16 protein-coding genes are annotated in these 16,573 nt (G+C 59.1%); 8 read left to right on the top strand and 8 right to left on the bottom strand.

What is annotated here, in order from left to right; all coding sequences use genetic code 11:
• Window positions 1–404 precede the first annotated feature (404 nt).
• Both EDC35_RS07450 and EDC35_RS07445 read left to right on the top strand, forming a co-directional pair.
• Window positions 405–2,384, top strand: coding sequence for an NHL repeat-containing protein (locus tag EDC35_RS07450; RefSeq protein WP_132976608.1), 1,980 nt, complete (start codon window positions 405–407; stop codon window positions 2,382–2,384).
• 196 nt (window positions 2,385–2,580) lie between these two features.
• Window positions 2,581–3,297: a hypothetical protein gene (locus tag EDC35_RS07445; RefSeq protein WP_132976607.1), complete on the top strand. Its 717-nt coding sequence runs from the start codon at window positions 2,581–2,583 to the stop codon at window positions 3,295–3,297.
• Between the two features lie 697 nt (window positions 3,298–3,994).
• Here the strand turns inward: EDC35_RS07445 and EDC35_RS07440 are convergent.
• The 4 genes from EDC35_RS07440 to EDC35_RS07420 all read right to left on the bottom strand — a co-directional run bounded on the left by EDC35_RS07440 (window position 3,995) and on the right by EDC35_RS07420 (window position 6,582).
• Complete coding sequence (locus EDC35_RS07440) at window positions 3,995–4,738, bottom strand: IS110 family RNA-guided transposase (RefSeq protein ID WP_243651514.1); 744 nt, start codon at window positions 4,736–4,738, stop codon at window positions 3,995–3,997.
• Between the two features lie 13 nt (window positions 4,739–4,751).
• Window positions 4,752–5,060 (bottom strand): Dabb family protein, encoded by a 309-nt coding sequence (locus EDC35_RS07435; protein ID WP_279387987.1) that lies wholly within the window; start codon window positions 5,058–5,060, stop codon window positions 4,752–4,754.
• A 284-nt stretch (window positions 5,061–5,344) separates the two neighbouring features.
• Complete coding sequence (locus tag EDC35_RS07425; protein ID WP_132976605.1) at window positions 5,345–5,635, bottom strand: DUF3240 family protein; 291 nt, start codon at window positions 5,633–5,635, stop codon at window positions 5,345–5,347.
• A complete protein-coding gene (locus tag EDC35_RS07420; RefSeq protein ID WP_132976604.1) occupies window positions 5,632–6,582 on the bottom strand; it encodes a sodium-dependent bicarbonate transport family permease in 951 nt (316 codons plus the stop codon). Before EDC35_RS07420 ends, EDC35_RS07425 begins: the two co-directional genes overlap by 4 nt.
• Window positions 6,583–6,650: 68 nt before the next feature.
• Here EDC35_RS07420 and EDC35_RS07415 point away from each other — a divergent pair, with 68 nt between their 5' ends.
• From EDC35_RS07415 to ilvD, 6 genes are all read left to right on the top strand, one after another.
• A complete protein-coding gene (locus EDC35_RS07415) occupies window positions 6,651–7,106 on the top strand; it encodes a type 2 periplasmic-binding domain-containing protein (RefSeq protein ID WP_132976603.1) in 456 nt (151 codons plus the stop codon).
• A gap of 91 nt (window positions 7,107–7,197) precedes the next feature.
• Window positions 7,198–7,779, top strand: coding sequence for a superoxide dismutase (locus EDC35_RS07410; RefSeq protein WP_132976602.1), 582 nt, complete (start codon window positions 7,198–7,200; stop codon window positions 7,777–7,779).
• Window positions 7,780–8,118: 339 nt separating this feature from the next.
• On the top strand, window positions 8,119–9,297 hold the full coding sequence (locus EDC35_RS07405) for an aspartate aminotransferase family protein (RefSeq protein WP_132976601.1): 1,179 nt from the start codon (window positions 8,119–8,121) through the stop codon (window positions 9,295–9,297).
• 29 nt (window positions 9,298–9,326) lie between these two features.
• A complete protein-coding gene (argF, locus tag EDC35_RS07400; protein ID WP_132976600.1) occupies window positions 9,327–10,262 on the top strand; it encodes an ornithine carbamoyltransferase in 936 nt (311 codons plus the stop codon).
• Between the two features lie 176 nt (window positions 10,263–10,438).
• Window positions 10,439–11,116: a TIGR04211 family SH3 domain-containing protein gene (locus EDC35_RS07395; RefSeq protein ID WP_243651513.1), complete on the top strand. Its 678-nt coding sequence runs from the start codon at window positions 10,439–10,441 to the stop codon at window positions 11,114–11,116.
• Window positions 11,117–11,477: 361 nt separating this feature from the next.
• A complete protein-coding gene (gene ilvD, locus EDC35_RS07390; RefSeq protein WP_132976599.1) occupies window positions 11,478–13,325 on the top strand; it encodes a dihydroxy-acid dehydratase in 1,848 nt (615 codons plus the stop codon).
• Between the two features lie 10 nt (window positions 13,326–13,335).
• On the opposite strand, the gene lipB is transcribed toward ilvD, so the two are convergent.
• The 4 genes from lipB to EDC35_RS07370 all read right to left on the bottom strand — a co-directional run bounded on the left by lipB (window position 13,336) and on the right by EDC35_RS07370 (window position 16,557).
• Entirely contained in the window at window positions 13,336–13,989 is a 654-nt protein-coding gene (gene lipB, locus EDC35_RS07385; protein ID WP_243651512.1) for a lipoyl(octanoyl) transferase LipB, read from the bottom strand.
• A complete protein-coding gene (locus tag EDC35_RS07380) occupies window positions 13,986–14,255 on the bottom strand; it encodes a YbeD family protein (protein ID WP_132976598.1) in 270 nt (89 codons plus the stop codon). Before EDC35_RS07380 ends, lipB begins: the two co-directional genes overlap by 4 nt.
• Before the next feature lie 106 nt (window positions 14,256–14,361).
• Window positions 14,362–15,498: a D-alanyl-D-alanine carboxypeptidase family protein gene (locus tag EDC35_RS07375; RefSeq protein WP_132976597.1), complete on the bottom strand. Its 1,137-nt coding sequence runs from the start codon at window positions 15,496–15,498 to the stop codon at window positions 14,362–14,364.
• An 81-nt stretch (window positions 15,499–15,579) separates the two neighbouring features.
• Window positions 15,580–16,557: a septal ring lytic transglycosylase RlpA family protein gene (locus EDC35_RS07370; protein ID WP_132976596.1), complete on the bottom strand. Its 978-nt coding sequence runs from the start codon at window positions 16,555–16,557 to the stop codon at window positions 15,580–15,582.
• Window positions 16,558–16,573 lie beyond the last annotated feature (16 nt).

The raw sequence follows: 16,573 nt of genomic DNA, 5'->3' as shown, positions 1-16,573 counted from the left end.
TTGGGAGCCCTCCCGATGCCCGCTTTCTGCTTTCGCGACGTCCCTCATGATCGACCTGTCGGCACCGGCGCTCCCGCGCCGTCCAGGGCCGACCAATACAATTCCCTCTCTATAAGGCATGCCCGTTGCGCCGCCGGCCCGGGCGTGCCAGGATCGGATTAGTCCAACAGACATTTATCCATCGGGCGCTTAAGCGTCGGCGCGAGATCAGTGCTCACTGCTGTGCGCCCGATGGATAAATGCTTAATAGTTAGGCAGGTGGGTCTCATTTCAAGATTCTGCCACTAATTTAAACTGAAAACTTAATGATTCTATTAAGTTTTCGTCAAGAGCGATCCCCAATCTGGCGTTCGGGAATTATGAAATACCATGATTGAGTCCACGATATTTTAGAGAGGTGATTTATGGCTACCAATTTTTTACCAAAAAACCGCTTATTTTTGGCATTAGCATCGGCTTGTTTTTTAACAAGTTTTCAATATTCCACATTTGCTTATGGTTCTGATACAACAGAGTTAGTTTGCTCTATTCCCGTAGGAGGAAAACGAGGTGTCCACTATGAAGGTGTCGGAGTTAAAGATGCTCTTCCTTGGGGACCAAAATCCTTTACTATAGATCAGGATGGTAATTTCATTATCGCTGACACGGCAGCTAATAGATTGCTGCAATACAGCTCTTCCTGTAAATATCTTCGATCTATACCGTTACCGGAAACGCTAGTTGGTGCAACTGATATAAAAATTTCTCAAGGTAGTATTTGGGTTCTCGACTCAGCTTCTCCTACCCCTAGCGTTTATCAACTCATGTTTTCAGGTGATGTCTTAGATACTTTTCAGATACCAAAAAATTTAAGTGATGACTTGACCGGCCTCTCTATTGGTGACAATGGCGATGTCCTTGGTGAAATGAGCTTTGGGGAATCCACTGTTAATATTTCTCAAATAGAGGGTGTTTCACGGCAAGGTATAAGTTATATCGCTAACATTTCTAATGGGTTGGGGGAAGTTGCCATAGGAAATAAGCGCTTTCCTGTGACCGTAGATGGCAAGTTAATAGGTTTGCATATTTTACATGTGACTAACGATAACAGAATTTTTGTTGTCGTTGACGAGAGCAATCAAGAATTGTATCAGACTATCCGCCAATATACTTCCGATGGAAGCGTAGAGAAAATATCCAGAATCCCTACAGATGGATTTATCGACATAGACCACAATCTTAGTGTCAACAATGAAAATGGCGAAATTTACACAATAGTCGCATACCCCAAGCGATTTGAAATCAGAAAGCTAATTTTTGTAGATCACTTAAATTCACTAAAAAATAATACTATAGAAAACATAGTTTTAGAAAAAAACATTAGCCCATCTTCTAAGGCTGTAAGTTGCAAGATATTTAGACCTGATGTCATATCAAATGCCCAGGCATTTATTAACAATTCGTCTCCTCTTGACGATGTGAATATTAGTGGTGAATGTCCTGGGCGTGGCAAACCAAGATACTTAACTACAGCAGACTTTTACTCTTCCGTGCCATACGATTGGGGCGGGTTTTCTTCAATCAAGTCCTTTAACGATGATATGGCATCCGGCCTTCAAGCAGGTGACATCGATACAAAGGGGGTGGAAATCTGCTCAAAGGGGGTTGACTGCTCTGGTTTCGTATCGCGTGCGTGGAATCTGCCAACTAAACGTGGAACAGGTCAACTATCTGCTATTTCTTATAACGTGGGAAATATAGGGTCAGTGGACAGCTTAAGGCGTGGGGATATTTTAAATTTATCCAACCACCATGTGATGCTTTTTGAAAGCGTCTCCGGCAACACTGCAACTGTGTATGAAGCAACTACTGATGCGAACGTAGACAGAGTTGTCCATCATAATAGAACTCTATCTTATATTAAGAAAAAAAATTATACCCCTCTCCGTTATAACGCCATGTGCGATTATGTTGACGGACAAGTTGGGTGTTCTGGACTTAGTGCTGCGTTGTTTTATAACAATATGGAGTTTAATTTTGGTGGAGGAAAGTTTTCTAAAGATGCTGATGGTAATGACTATAATGGGATACCATTATATTTTAATGCCAAAAGTAACTATGATAGAACTTCAAAATCACTAAGTATTGATTTGGCTATCTATAAAGATTCCGGGCATACTCAACATGTCCGAACGGATCGTTGCATAGGTACTTGGGATGATAGTAAAAGTACAAACTTATTTGATGCCACATGCACATTAATACGAGACACTAGTGCAGGCTGTCCAACACTTTGGGTACAAATGGCTATAGATGAAACTGGTGGCAGTAGTGCCAGTAAAGTACAAAATGGGGCGCATATTGAACAAAAAGATATTGTTAATACGATATACAGGCACAATTGACCATGATGGAATCTAGCAAGTCGAGGAGAAAACCGGGACAGACCACGTTATTCTCGAACAGCTTCAGACTGAATGAAAGAATCGCCTAACAATCGGTTCAAGCGCGGACCCCGCAGACGGCGCGGCACGTATTCTGAAATGCTGTGCCAGCGGGGCCGCTTAACCTATGCGTTAGGCCTCACAGGACACCTCTCCGATGCTCTTCCCCCAAGAAATCATCCACGCAATCATGGACTGCGCACATTGGGCAGACAGGCTGGTCCGTGCAGACTTGATCGATGGCTTCGTTGTGAGCGAGAACGACTACACATCGAACTTCACTGGCTCACTGCGGAGAGAAATCAACGCAAGGCACTTCCCTGGCCTCAGCGCCAAGGTGCAAGTTCTGAACCCAAGCGCTGAACGCGAGATCGGAGCAGACGCCTGCATCATTCTGCAGAACAAGACCGAGTTCAAGGCGTCGGTGTTCGAAGCGAAGTGGCCTCGGCTAAGCACGCACGAGGACACCTGGGATTCCAGGCAGAAGTCCTCTGGTGAATCGCACTTTCACTCACAATTACTACGCCAGTGCGCGCAGAGCCACTACGCTGCGATCTGGGAGATGTTCTATTGTGAGTTTCCGTTTGGCAAACAGCCGAAGGATTTTCCACCTGAGGGTTCGGCTTGCGTCTGGCACTCGGATGCCTACTCCGCAACCCTGGCTCGTCCTGATCCCAAGGCACCGTGGACCGACCAAGAGCTTAAGTTCCTTCTCGAAGGTCGCACGCTCACAATTGCGGACGTCATCGAATCCATATGCAACTGCAGTCAAGGAAGTCCTCTGCCGAACGACAACTATCGCGCCGCATTCGGCGACGTGGCTCCTCCACATAGCGCCCTGGTAATTTCATACTCTCGCCCGGGTGAGCAGTGAGACCTAACGCAGTGCCGGGAACAGTTTAATTAATTCCTAAACCTAAGAGCCGCAGACTATGCCTAACGAACGCCCAAAGAGCGAGCGCGCGCCGCCTTGGGCTCCACGTTAGGCGTTGGAGAAAGAATGACTGATACACAATATAAAAGCACTCTCTATGACAAATTGCTTTCTCTTGTCATACATGATTTATCTCAAGGGCTACTTATTAGGTTGTTATTGGTGATTTTTATTTATGCCGGTGTTTTCATTATTAACAGATTGGGCTGGGATGAATTCAGAGCAAGTTCGCTTATTGCAACAATACTGGCTGCTATTATTTTGTTTATTACATCCCCGTCAACCAGGACTTGGATATCCTCTGGCTCCCATATATGGTCCGCCCCGCGATGCAAGAGGAAAATCGCTGTTGGACAGAAAGATCCGTTGCAGCCATCTATCCGACATCGTCTTGATGGATCGTTGCTGATCCGCGTGCCCTGATGGAATGCGCGTACCTTCCCGTCCTCATCACGCTCGCAGTCTCAGCATCGGCTGGCTGGTGGGAGCCACAGGTTTTCAGGGAGGTAGGACTGGTCTTTTTAGCCATCACAGTGAGGTTCACTCTTCGCAACTCGTGGTGGTGATACTCGGTGGTCTTGGTGCCCTCTGGGCGGTTGACGCGATCATGGCCGCGCGCTCGGCGTCGACCTGGCGATTAGCCCTTGGCGAGCGCCCCGAGCGTCGCATCGTAGGGCTTGCCGGTGCGCATCACGGCATAGGCCATGCGCGCGATCTTGTTGGCCATCGCCACGGCGGCGACGTTGGTCGGACGGCGGCTTTTGAGCGCGCGGGCCCAGCGGCTGGTGGCGTCCTCCTTGCGCTTGACCCAGCGCATGACGGCGCGTGCCCCATGGATGATCAGTTGGCGCAGATAGACGTCACCGCGCTTGCTGATCCCGAGCAGGCGCTCGCGCCCGCCAGTGGAATGCTGTCGCGGGACCAGCCCAAGCCAGGCCGCCAGGGCGCGCCCGTTGCGAAACAGGCCGACGTCCTCGCCGACGGCTGCCATCAGGGCGGTGGCGATCAGGGCGCCGATGCCAGGAATCGTCATCAGCCGTTGGGCGGTCTCGTCGCTTTGGGCGATGACCTGAATTTGGGTGTCGAAATGCGCGACCTGCGCATCAAGGTGGCGCAGTTCCTCGAGCAGGCGATTCAACTCCGCGCGAAAGCGCTCGCTCAAGCCATTCTCGGCGTCTTCGAGGATCTCGGGCAGGCACCGCATCAGCGTCGCACGCCCCTGTGGGATCTCGATCCCGTACTCCAGCAGCAGACCGCGCACCTGATTGACCTGGACCGTGCGCCGCTCGACCGTGAGGCTGCGCATCCGATGGAGCGCCTGGATGTCCTGCTGCTCGACAGCCGGGTAGGGTACGCATCGCGTACCTTTACACTCGGCCAATCGGTTGGATTCCTCAGGCGGCCAGTCCGTCGGTTTGCGCAAGGCTCGCAGCGTCCGGCAGCGCGGCAACCCCGGTGCGGGCATCGGCCACCTGATAATCGGCGCTCATCCGATCCGTGGCCATGGGTCGAAACGGGCGTTCGACAAAGGCCAGATGTGCGGGGTGATGCCGGTAGCTGTCGAGCGCCTCCGGTGCGCTGAAACGGATGAGCCAGCAGTATCGATAATGCGCGCTCTGGTCGATGACGCTCCCCGCCTGAACCTCGCGCACGCCGGGGATGCCCGCCAGCACCCGCTGCCCTTCCGCCATCATGGCGCGCAGCCGGGCGGGTTCGCTGTGCGGCGCGTTGTAGACCTCGACATGCCACGGTCACAAGCGGCTTGCCGAGCCGGTTGCCGCAACCGATCGGCTCCTTGAGCATCATGGGCAGACGCGCGGCATAGGCGGCCTCGTACTGGCGGATCTCATTGCCTGTGGCCCGGTAATAGGGTTCGGACCTGATGCGGTACGGCATGGCGGATTCGTTCATGGCATTGCTCCTGTCACTCGGTTCATGGGAAAAAGACTGAACCGAAGAGGATCACGTTGAGAATTTGTATCGGGGTTCAAACATGCAGATCGATCGGACAGCTGTACATCAGCAGACCGTAATCCCGGTCATAGGCGCTCCGGAGATGTTCGACGATCCGCGCGCACTGGTCGCTGTCGGCGACGATATCGATGCGGATGTTGCCCTCCTTGCGCCAGTTGCCGGTGCGCAGTCCGTGGGTGCCAAGCCCCCGGGCCTCGACGATGGTGTAGCCGGTCACGCCGAGACGTTTGAAGTCATCGATCAGACTGTTCTCCAGCGCCACCTCGGTGATGATGGTCAGCAGCGTCTTCGATTGCGCCGTCATGTGGTTGCTCCCAGGCGATGGACGAAGAACTCGGCCAGCCAGTAATAGAGTGGCAGGCCGAAGAAGAGATTGAACGGAAAGGTCACGCCCAGGGCCGCGCCGATGGACAGGGCCGGATTCGCCTCCGGCACGGCGATACGCATGGCGGCGGGCGCGGCGATGTAAGAGGCGCTCGCATAGAGCGTCGCCAGCAGCATGACGCCCCCCACGGACAGACCGAGCAGCGCCCCGGTCAGACTGCCGATGAGGGCCGCGATCATGGGCATGACCACGGCAAAGCCCAGCAGGAAGGTGCCATAGGTTCTGAACTCGGCGATGCGGGTGGAGGCGACCAGACCCATTTCCAGCAGAAACAGGGCCAGCATGCCCTTGAACAGATCGAAGAACAGGGCATCCAGCGGCTTGATGCCTTCCGGCCCCGCGAGCAGGCCGATGATCAGACCACCGGTCAGGAGCAGGATGCTCTTGCCGAACAGCACCTCGCGCAGCATCCTGCCCCAGCGTACCGCGTCGCCGCTCTTCGCCAGAATCACGCCGATGATCAGGGCCGGCATCTCCAGCAGTACCAGGAAGACGATCAGATAGCCCTCGTAGGGGATGGCGTGCTGATTGAGAAAGGCCACCGCCACCGAGAAGGTCACGACGCTGACCGAGCCATAATGGCCGGCGATGGAACCGGCGTCGGCCCGCGACAGACCGCCCAGCAAGCGCAGCGCGGGAAAGGCGATCAGCGGGATGGCGGCGGCCACGGCCACCACCGCCAGACTGACCAGGGCGATCTCGCCCAGTGGATGCCCGGCCAGCTCCACGCCACCCTTGAGCCCGATGGCCAGCAGCAGATAGATGGACAGAAACTCGTAAATGGCACTCGGGATCTTGAGGTCCGAACGCAGCAGGCCAGCCGCCGCGCCGAGGACGAAGAAGAACACGACCGGTTCGAATGGCATGGCAGGCTCCAGGTTGGCGAGTCAGAATGAGGTACGGGGCAGGCAGCCGTTCAACCTGATTGAGCGCCATGACGCGGGGATCAGGTCACGCCCTGCTCCTGGCTCCTGGCGGTCAGTCGGGCCAGATACGCGGCGGATGCAGCGGACGACGGGGATCGTTGAGATCCGGCACCCGCTGGCGCACGACTTATGGCGCGGCACGGCGTACTTTAGGCCCTGGTTGCTGTCGGGGCGGCAGGCGTGGGCGACTCGCCGGCTGGCGCCTCGACGATCTCTACATCAGCCGGGAAATCTGGATCTGGTCGCGCCACACGCTCGCCCTGGACGAGTCATCGGGCGCCTTTGCGGTACTCGACGTGCGTGGTTTCCCGCTCGTGCGCCAATGGCATGCCATCTATCCTCAGGGCAGACACCTGACTTCCGCCACACGCGCCTTTCTGGAGCGTATGCACGCGGAAAAAGCCGCGCAGGCGCGTGACGGTGCGACCACCTGTGCGGGAAAACCAGGATCAGCGCCCGCCTGATCCCGGCTGCGGATTGAGATACCCGCCACTGGCCCAATTTGAAGCCCGTCCACACGGCCCAATCGCAACAACCTGACTGGAGAAGATCGACATGACACATGAATTGCCCGCGCTGCCTTATGCGAAGAACGCGCTCGAACCCGTCATCTCAGCCGAGACCATCGATTATCACTATGGCAAGCATCATCAGACCTATGTCACCAATCTGAACAACCTGATCGCCGGGACCGAGTTCGAGCACCTGAGCCTGGAAGAGATCATTCTGAAATCCTCGGGCGGGCTCTTCAACAACGCCGCCCAGGTCTGGAACCACACCTTTTATTGGAACTGTCTCAGCCCCAGCGGCGGCGGCGAGCCCGACGGCGCGCTCGGCGAGGCGATCCAGGCCAGATTCGGCTCGTTCGACGAATTCAAAAAGGCATTCGCCCAGTCCGCCGCGACCAATTTCGGTTCCGGCTGGACCTGGCTGGTGAAAAACGCCGACGGCTCGCTCGACATCGTCAATACCTCCAATGCCGGCACGCCCATGACCGCCGGCCAGACCGCGCTGCTCACCATCGATGTCTGGGAGCACGCCTATTACATCGATTACCGCAACGCACGCCCCAAATATCTCGAAAGCATCTGGGAGAAGATCGACTGGACCTTCGTGGCGGCGAATTACGCCGGTTGAGGATGCGGAATATCCACTGAATTCTTGTGCCAGACGCGATATTCGCGTTATATTCGCACACTTCGCCTTGATGCAGAGGCGGTTTCCCCAACGGTGGAACCGCCTTTTTTATTTCTTTCCCTGTTAAACCGCGCCCGGTGCGGTAGGCGATGTCCGGGGATTGGGTCGGCCTTGGCAGAATCGATGAACATTGGCGCTGGCGCGGTTTAAGATATTAAACAATATGAAATTTTAAACCGCGTCTCCACTGAAGTTGATGACCTCTCCAAAGCCAAACACAAACTGAACATCACGCATATCGCTCTGGACGCGGTTTAGCGTGATCGGGGCCTTGCCGGTATGAGCGAACCCTTGATGGCTACCTACAAACGTCTGCCCGTGACCTTTGCGCGGGGCGAAGGCGTTTGGCTGTGGGATACGAACGGCACGCGTTATCTGGATGCCTTGTCAGGCATCGCCGTGTGCGGGCTGGGGCACGCCCATCCCGCCGTGCGCGAGGCGATCTGCGAGCAGGCCGGACAACTGATCCATACCTCCAATCTCTACGGCATCGCCGAGCAGGAACGCCTCGGCGCCATGCTGACCGAACGGACAGGCATGGACCGAGTCTTCTTCGCCAATTCCGGCGCGGAGGCCAACGAGGCCGCGATCAAACTGGCGCGGCTCCATGCACACCGGCGCGGGATCGAGAACCCGGCGATCCTGGTGGCGGAAAACAGCTTTCACGGACGCACCCTGGCAACCCTGTCAGCAACCGGCAACCGCAAGGTGCAGGCCGGCTTCGAGCCGCTGGTGCAGGGCTTCCTGCGCGTCCCCTATAACGATGTCGAGGCGATCGAGATCGCCGCCAGCCATCGTCAGAATATCGTCGCCATCCTCATCGAGCCGATCCAGGGCGAAGGCGGCATCCGTGTCCCCACTGACGACTATCTGCCACGTCTGCGCGCCATCTGTGACCGCGAGGGCTGGCTGCTGATCTATGACGAGATCCAGACCGGCATGGGCCGCACCGGACGTTTCCTCGCCCATGAGCATGTCGCTGCGCGCCCGGATGTCGTGACGCTCGCCAAGGGGCTCGGCAATGGCGTGCCGATCGGCGCCTGTCTCGCCCGTGGCGCGGCGGCTGAGGTGCTGACGCCCGGCGCTCATGGCTCGACCTTCGGCGGCAATCCGCTCGCCTGCCGGGTGGGACGTGCCGTGCTGGAGACGCTGGACACGGATCATCTCATTGAGAACGCCGCCCGCCAGGGCGACGCCCTGCTCAGTGCCCTGCGCGAGCGCCTGGCGGACACCAAAGGCGTGGTCGGGATTCGCGGTCGCGGACTCATGATCGGCATCGAACTGGATCGCCCCTGCGCCGAGCTGGTCGGTCAGGCGCTCGACGCCGGTCTGCTCATCAATGTCACCGCCGAGCGCGTGATCCGTCTCCTGCCGCCGCTGATCCTGAGCGCGCCCGAGGCCGAGCGGATCGTGCAGGTGCTCGGCGAACTGATCCAAGGCTTTCCGGGCAACGTCTGAGGACGCCCCTGTCGGAGATACGCTATCCCATGGATGCTCATCCAATCCAGTGCCGGCATTTTCTTTCACTGTTCGATCTCAGCGCCGATGAAGCGCGGGCGCTGCTCGCGCGCGGCATCGAACTCAAGCGGATGCTCAGGGCCGGCGAGGATCATCGCCCGCTGGCGCACCGCACCCTGGCGATGATCTTCGAGAAATCGTCCACCCGCACCCGCGTTTCGTTCGAGACCGGGATGGTGCAGCTCGGCGGTCATGCGCTCTTTCTGTCACCGCGCGACACCCAGCTCGGTCGCGGCGAGCCCATTGAGGACAGCGCCCGCGTGCTGTCGCGCATGGTCGATGCGGTGATGATCCGCACCTTCAGCCAGGAGACGGTCGAGCTTTTTGCAGCCTATTCACAGGTGCCCGTCATCAACGGCCTGACCGACCGGCTTCATCCCTGCCAGTTGCTGGCCGACATCCAGACCTATCAGGAGCATCGCGGCGACATTCGCGGGCGGCGCGTGGCCTGGATCGGCGACGGAAACAATATGTGCAACTCCTTCATCGAAGCCGCGCAACTCTTCGATTTCGAGCTGCGGATCGCCTGTCCCGAAGGCTTCGAGCCGGATGCCGACCTGCTGACGGCGGCGGGTGATCGCTGCACCCTCCTCCGCGATCCGGAAGCGGCGGCGGAAGGCGCCCATCTGGTCGCGACCGATGTCTGGGCCAGCATGGGCCAGGAAGACGAACAGGCGCGCCGACAGACCTGCTTTGCGCCCTTTCAGGTCACGGACGCCATCATGGCGCGGGCGACGACGGACGCCCTCTTCATGCACTGTCTGCCTGCGCATCGGGGCGAGGAGGTCGCCGCCTCCGTCATCGACGGCCCGCAATCGGTCGTCTGGGACGAAGCGGAAAACCGTCTGCATGCCCAGAAGGCACTGCTGGAATTTCTGCTGACCTCAAGCGCCGGGCGCGGGTGATAGAATCGTCTGGTCCAATAGCCTATAAATCCCGAGTCCATTCGTTGTCATTTTCGTTGTCGTAATCGAAGATTCGCAAGCCGAAGACGACAACGACAACGATCAGAGACGGTCCCGGAACATCTGCATTGCTGCACTCACCCCACCGCTCAAAACCAGCCGCCCGGAGGATCTTTGTGGGACGCTTCACGCCGCTTTTGTTCATCCTCTCCGCCACGCTGTTCGCTGCGGCTGTCACGGCGGAAACCCGCTATGTGACGGACCAGCTTGAGATCACGCTGCGCGCAGGCGAAAGCACACGCTACAAAATCCTGCGGATGCTGCCGAGCGGAACGCCGCTGGAGGTGCTCGGTGTCAATCAGAAAACCGATTACGCCCGCGTTCGCACCCCGGACGGCACCCTGGGCTACGTCCTCGTCAGCCAGATCCAGACCGAACCGAGCGCCCGCAACCGTATCACCGAGATGGAAGCCCGACTGGCCGAATTGCAGCAGAAACCCGAGGCGCTGGCCGCACAGCTCGCCGCGATCCAGTCCGAGCACGCCACCCTGACCGAGACAGCACAGAAACTGCAACATGACAAACAGCAGTTGGAACAGGAGCTGGCCACCATCCGTCACGCCTCGACCAACGTCCTGGAAATCACCAATGATCGCGACCGGCTGCGCATCCAGGTCAGCGAACTGACCCGCGAGCGCGCCAATCTCATCCAGGAAAACCGTGATCTGGGTAATCAGACCAATCAGCAGTGGTTCATGATCGGTGCCGGAGTGCTCGGCGGTGGCGTCATCATCGGACTGATCCTGCCCCATCTGCGCTTCCGCCGCCGCCGGAGCTCCTGGGGGTCGCTGTAGGGGATCTCCTGCAACGCACAGACCTTTAAAGGCATCGATATAGACAGGATTAACAGGATTTTCCAGGATGGACAGGATTTTTCAAACCATTGTTTTGAATCCTGTTAATCCTGTTAAACCGCGTCCAGAGCGAGATGCTGCGTTTAGAGTGAGTTCGACGTTTGGCACATCCACGACCCTTAGCCGGGACGCGGTTTAAAATTTTATATTTTTTAATAACTTAAACCGCGCATGCTCCGACGCATCGTCGATGCTGCCAAGGTCGATCCAATCCAAAAACATCGCATACCGCTCTGGGCGCGGTTTAATCCTGTCCAAAATCCTGTCAATCCTGTCCATCAGAACATTCGGGTCTTTTGCCATGCCTCAATACCGCTCACGCACCACCACTCATGGCCGCAACATGGCTGGCGCCCGCGCCCTGTGGCGCGCGACCGGCATGACCGACGCCGATTTCGACAAACCCATCATTGCGGTCGTCAATTCCTTCACGCAGTTCGTCCCCGGCCATGTGCATCTGAAGGATCTGGGGCAACTGGTCGCGCGCGAGATCGAAGCCGCTGGCGGGGTGGCGAAGGAATTCAACACCATCGCCATCGACGACGGCATCGCCATGGGTCACAACGGCATGCTGTATTCGCTGCCTTCGCGCGAGATCATCGCCGATTCGGTCGAATACATGGTCAATGCCCACTGCGCGGACGCCATGGTCTGCATCTCCAACTGCGACAAGATCACCCCCGGCATGCTGATGGCCGCGATGCGCCTCAACATCCCGGTCGTCTTCGTCTCGGGCGGGCCGATGGAAGCGGGCAAGGTCAGGCTGGCCGATGGCGAACGGCATCTGGATCTGGTGGATGCCATGATCGCCGCCGCCAATCCCAACGAGAGCGATGCGGATGTGGCTCAGATCGAACGCTCGGCCTGTCCCACCTGCGGCTCCTGCTCCGGCATGTTCACCGCCAATTCAATGAACTGTCTGACCGAGGCGCTGGGGCTCAGCCTGCCGGGCAACGGCTCGCTGCTGGCCACTCATGCCGCACGCCGGGATCTGTTCCTGGAGGCCGGCCGGCTGATCGTGGATCTGGCGCGGCGTTACTACGAGCAGGACGACGCCAGCGCGCTCCCGCGTTCGATTGCGACCTTCCAGGCATTCGAGAACGCCATGAGCCTGGACATCGCCATGGGCGGATCGACCAACACCGTGCTGCATCTGCTCGCGACCGCCCATGAGGGTGAGGTGAATTTCACCATGGCGGACATCGACCGTCTGAGCCGTCAGGTGCCGAATCTCTGCAAGGTCGCGCCCGCCACCCAGACCTATCACATGGAAGACGTGCACCGCGCCGGCGGCGTGATCGGCATTTTGGCCGAACTCGACCGCGCCGGACTCATCCATCGGGATGCGCACACCGTCCACAGCCCGACCCTGGGTGACGCGCTGGATCGCTGGGACGTGATGCACGCGGGGAATACGCAGGCCCACGCGCGTTATCTCGCCGCGCCGGGCGGTATCCCGACCCAGATCGCCTTCAGTCAGGATGCCCAGTGGCCGAGTCTGGACCTGGACCGCACCGCCGGCTGCATCCGCGATCTGGCGCATGCCTACAGTCGCGATGGCGGACTGGCGGTGCTTTTCGGCAACCTCGCCGAAGATGGCTGCATCGTCAAAACGGCGGGGGTGGACGCCGCCAACCTGGTCTTCAGCGGCCCGGCGCGGATCTTCGAGAGCCAGGAAGAGGCCGTCAACGGCATCCTGACTGACCGCGTCCAGTCCGGCGATGTCGTCCTGATCCGCTATGAAGGCCCGAAGGGCGGTCCCGGCATGCAGGAAATGCTCTATCCCACCAGCTATCTCAAATCCAAGGGGCTGGGCAAGGCATGCGCGCTCATCACCGACGGACGTTTCTCGGGCGGCACCTCGGGGCTTTCAATCGGACATGTCTCGCCGGAGGCCGCCGATGGCGGGCTGATCGGGCTGGTCGAAGAGGGTGACATCATCGAGATCGACATCCCGCAGCGACGCATTCATCTGGCGGTCGCCGACGATGTCCTGACCGCACGCCGCGCCGGGATGAGTGCCAGGGGCGCGAGCGCCTGGAAACCGCGCGCGCGTCAGCGCGAGGTGTCAACGGCGCTGAAGGCCTATGCCGCCCTGACCACCAGCGCCGCACATGGCGCCGTGCGGGATATTTCGCGGGTCCAGTGACCGGTGAGCGTCAGGGTGCAGGCGATTGCTGCCTGCACAGACGGGTGAGTGTTTCGGCCAGTGCGCTGCCGGCGTCTGTCACCGAAACTCCCTCAATCAGATCTGAGATCTGGGTGACGGCCAGCCCGGCATAACCGCAGGGATTGATGCGCCGGAAGGGCTCCAGGTCCATGGCGACATTCAGCGCCAGACCGTGATAGCTGCACCCGTTGCGGATCCGCAGACCCAATGAGGCGATCTTGGCGTCAGCGACATACACGCCGGGCGCGTCGGCCCGGCGTTCAGCGTCGATGCCATAGATCGCCAGCAGATCGATGACCGCCTGCTCCAGCAGGTTCACCAGCCGTTTGACGCCCAGTCCGGCGCGACGCAGATCGAGCAACAGATAGGCGATCAGTTGTCCCGGACCGTGATAGGTCACCTGTCCCCCTCGATCCACCTGGATGACCGGGATGTCGCCTGGATCAAGCAGATGCTCGCGGCGTCCGGCCTGACCCAGGGTGAAGACGGGCGGATGCTCAAGCAGCCAGAGCTCGTCGCCGGTCCCCGCATCGCGGCGGTCGGTGAAGTCCCGCATCGCCTCCAGCGTGGTCAGATAATCCTGGAGACCGGACAGTTGCCGGATTCGGAAGCGGGATACCTGATTGGACAGGGTTTGGCTCACAAGGCCCAGACCACCTGTTCATGGGCGCTGAGATCGCGATAGATGGCGTCGAGCTGGGGTTTGCTCTGCGCCTCGAAGGTGAGTGTGACCGCGATCCACTTACCGCCCCGACTGGGGCGGATCGAGATGGCGGTCGTATCGACGCCGGGGGCATGGCGACTGACGATCTCGATCACGACCGCATCCAGACCGCAGTCGGCGCGTCCCATGACCTTGATCGGGAAATGGCAGGGAAACTCGAAAAGTGTCTCTGATGAATCAGACATGACCTCTATCCCATCGTCTCAACTTAAACCGCGCCAGCCCTAACAGTTGTCGATTCTGCCAAGGCCGACCCAATCCCCAAACATCACCTACCACACCGGGCGCGGTTTAAAACAACTGCAAAACGCTGTCCCTGGCCTGCTGCCAGAGATTGCCTTGCGCCAGTTCCTCCAGCGCGACCAAGGGAACGCGCATGATTTCATCATCGCCCTGCATGACCACGACATCGCCAACCTGCGCACCGCTGGCGATCGGCGCCCTGAAATCAGAGGTCTTTTCGATGTGCGCGCTAAGCTGATCGTAAGTGCCGCGCGGAATGATCGCCGCAACCGTCGAACCCGGTCCCACGGGCAGCTTTTCCAGGTTGCCCCCCCACGCCCGCAGGGTCTCAATCGGCTGACCGACCGGATACAGGACGTGGCTCTCATAGAAACGGAACCCGTAGTTCAGCAGGGCCAGACTGGCCTCGGCGCGCGCATTGGGGCTCGCCGAGCCCATGACGACCGAGACCAGTCGCATATCGTCACGCTTGGCCGAGCCGATCAGACAGTAGCCGGCGGCTTTGGTGTAACCGGTTTTGACGCCATCCGCCGTGGGGTCGCGCTTGAGCAGCGGATTGCGATTGGGCTGGGTGATCTTGTTGTAAGTGAAGTCGAGACTCTTGTACCAGGCGTAGTACTGCGGAAACTCAGCGATCAGGGCCAGGGTGACCCGCGCCATATCGCGGGCGGTGGTATAGAGATCCGGGTCGGGCAGTCCATTGGGATTGGTGAAATGACTGGCGGTCATGCCGAGCCGCTTGGCGTGCGCGTTCATGAGATCGGCGAAGGACTCCACGCTGCCGGCGACATGTTCAGCCAGCGCCACGGCGGCATCGTTGCCGGACTGGATGATCATACCTTTCAGCAGATCCTCGACGCTGACCTGTTTGCCCACCTCGACGAACATCTTTGAACCGCCGGTTCGCCAGGATTTTTCGCTGATCAGCACCTGATCGGTGAGCTGAATCTTGCCCCCTGCCAGTTCGCGGAAGACGGTATAAGCGGTCATGATCTTGGTCAGACTCGCCGGCTCCAGGCGCTCGTCGGCATTCATCTCGGCCAGGGTCTTGCCACTGTTGAAATCGATCAGCACATAACCCTTCACCGGCAACTCGGGAGGGCCGGGTATTGGCGGCTGCGCGCCAAGGACAAGGGCCGGGAAGGCGCACAGAAAAAACCAGAAAAGCGTGAATGCTGACTTCATGAGGGGGTATCCGGAGCTGGGGATGGCGGGGTTTGGGCGACCGCCATTCTAACCCTCCCACCCTGGATTTGGCACCCGGCGTCAATTCCAGACCCGCAGCGGGCGCTCCACGCCAAGGGCGGTGATCTGTTCGGCGAGTCGCTCGGCCTCATGCTCGGAGGCCAGCGGCCCGATTCTGACCTGATAGAGCACCGCGCCGCTGGTATCGGGATCGAGGATCCGGATCTGCTCGTGCAGCAGGTGAGTCGTCAGACGGGCGCGCAGACGCTCGGCGTTGCCGGGATCACCAAAGGCGCCGACCTGTAGATACAGCGGGGTTCCCTGGACCGGCACCTGACTGCGGGGCGCGACCCCGGCGGCGATGGGCGGAGATGGCGTGACGGATGTTGCCTCCCGGATCCTGGTCGGGGTGGCGGGCGCGCTGGGTGGTCTGGATGCTGTAAGCGTCGTCGGGCGCGACGCAAGGCGGCGCTGATTGCTCCCGCCGTCGGCATGACTGGCAAGGAAGGGACTGGCATCCGCACCCCGACGGGACGGCTCGATGGCGCGGACCTCGACCCTGGCCGTACCTGTTCTGACCACGCCCAGCTTGACCGCCGCCGTATGCGACAGATCGATGATGCGCTCATCCTTGAAAGGACCGCGATCATTGATTCTGATCACAATGCTGCGACCGTTTTCGAGGTTGGTCACCCGCGCATAGGTTGGCAGCGGCAGCGTCTTATGCGCCGCGCTCATGGCGTGCATGTCATAGGTCTCGCCCGAACTGGTCGGGCGCCCGTGAAAGGGCTGGCCGTACCAGGAGGCAAGCCCGCGCTCCACATAGCCCCGGCGGTCGCGCTGGGTGTAGTAACGCTTGCCGAGCACCACATAGGATTCAGGATTGCCCGACCTGGACAGCGGTTCAACCTTGGGCACAGCGTCGGGGATGCGGGCGATATGCGGCGGGATCTCGTCGTCGCTCCGGTCGCCGCGACTGGCGCAGCCGATCAGGAACAGGGTCAGCAGCGGAGCCAGACTCAGGAGACGCAAGGGCAGAAAACGGCGGATGGCGAGCATCGGGGCTCCGGAAGCG

Origin of the sequence: Thiobaca trueperi (assembly GCF_004342175.1) — a bacterium.
GTDB classification, from domain to species: domain Bacteria; phylum Pseudomonadota; class Gammaproteobacteria; order Chromatiales; family Chromatiaceae; genus Thiobaca; species Thiobaca trueperi.
The sequence above is the reverse complement of the archived record's forward strand: the minus strand, read 5'-3'. Positions and strand labels throughout refer to the sequence as shown.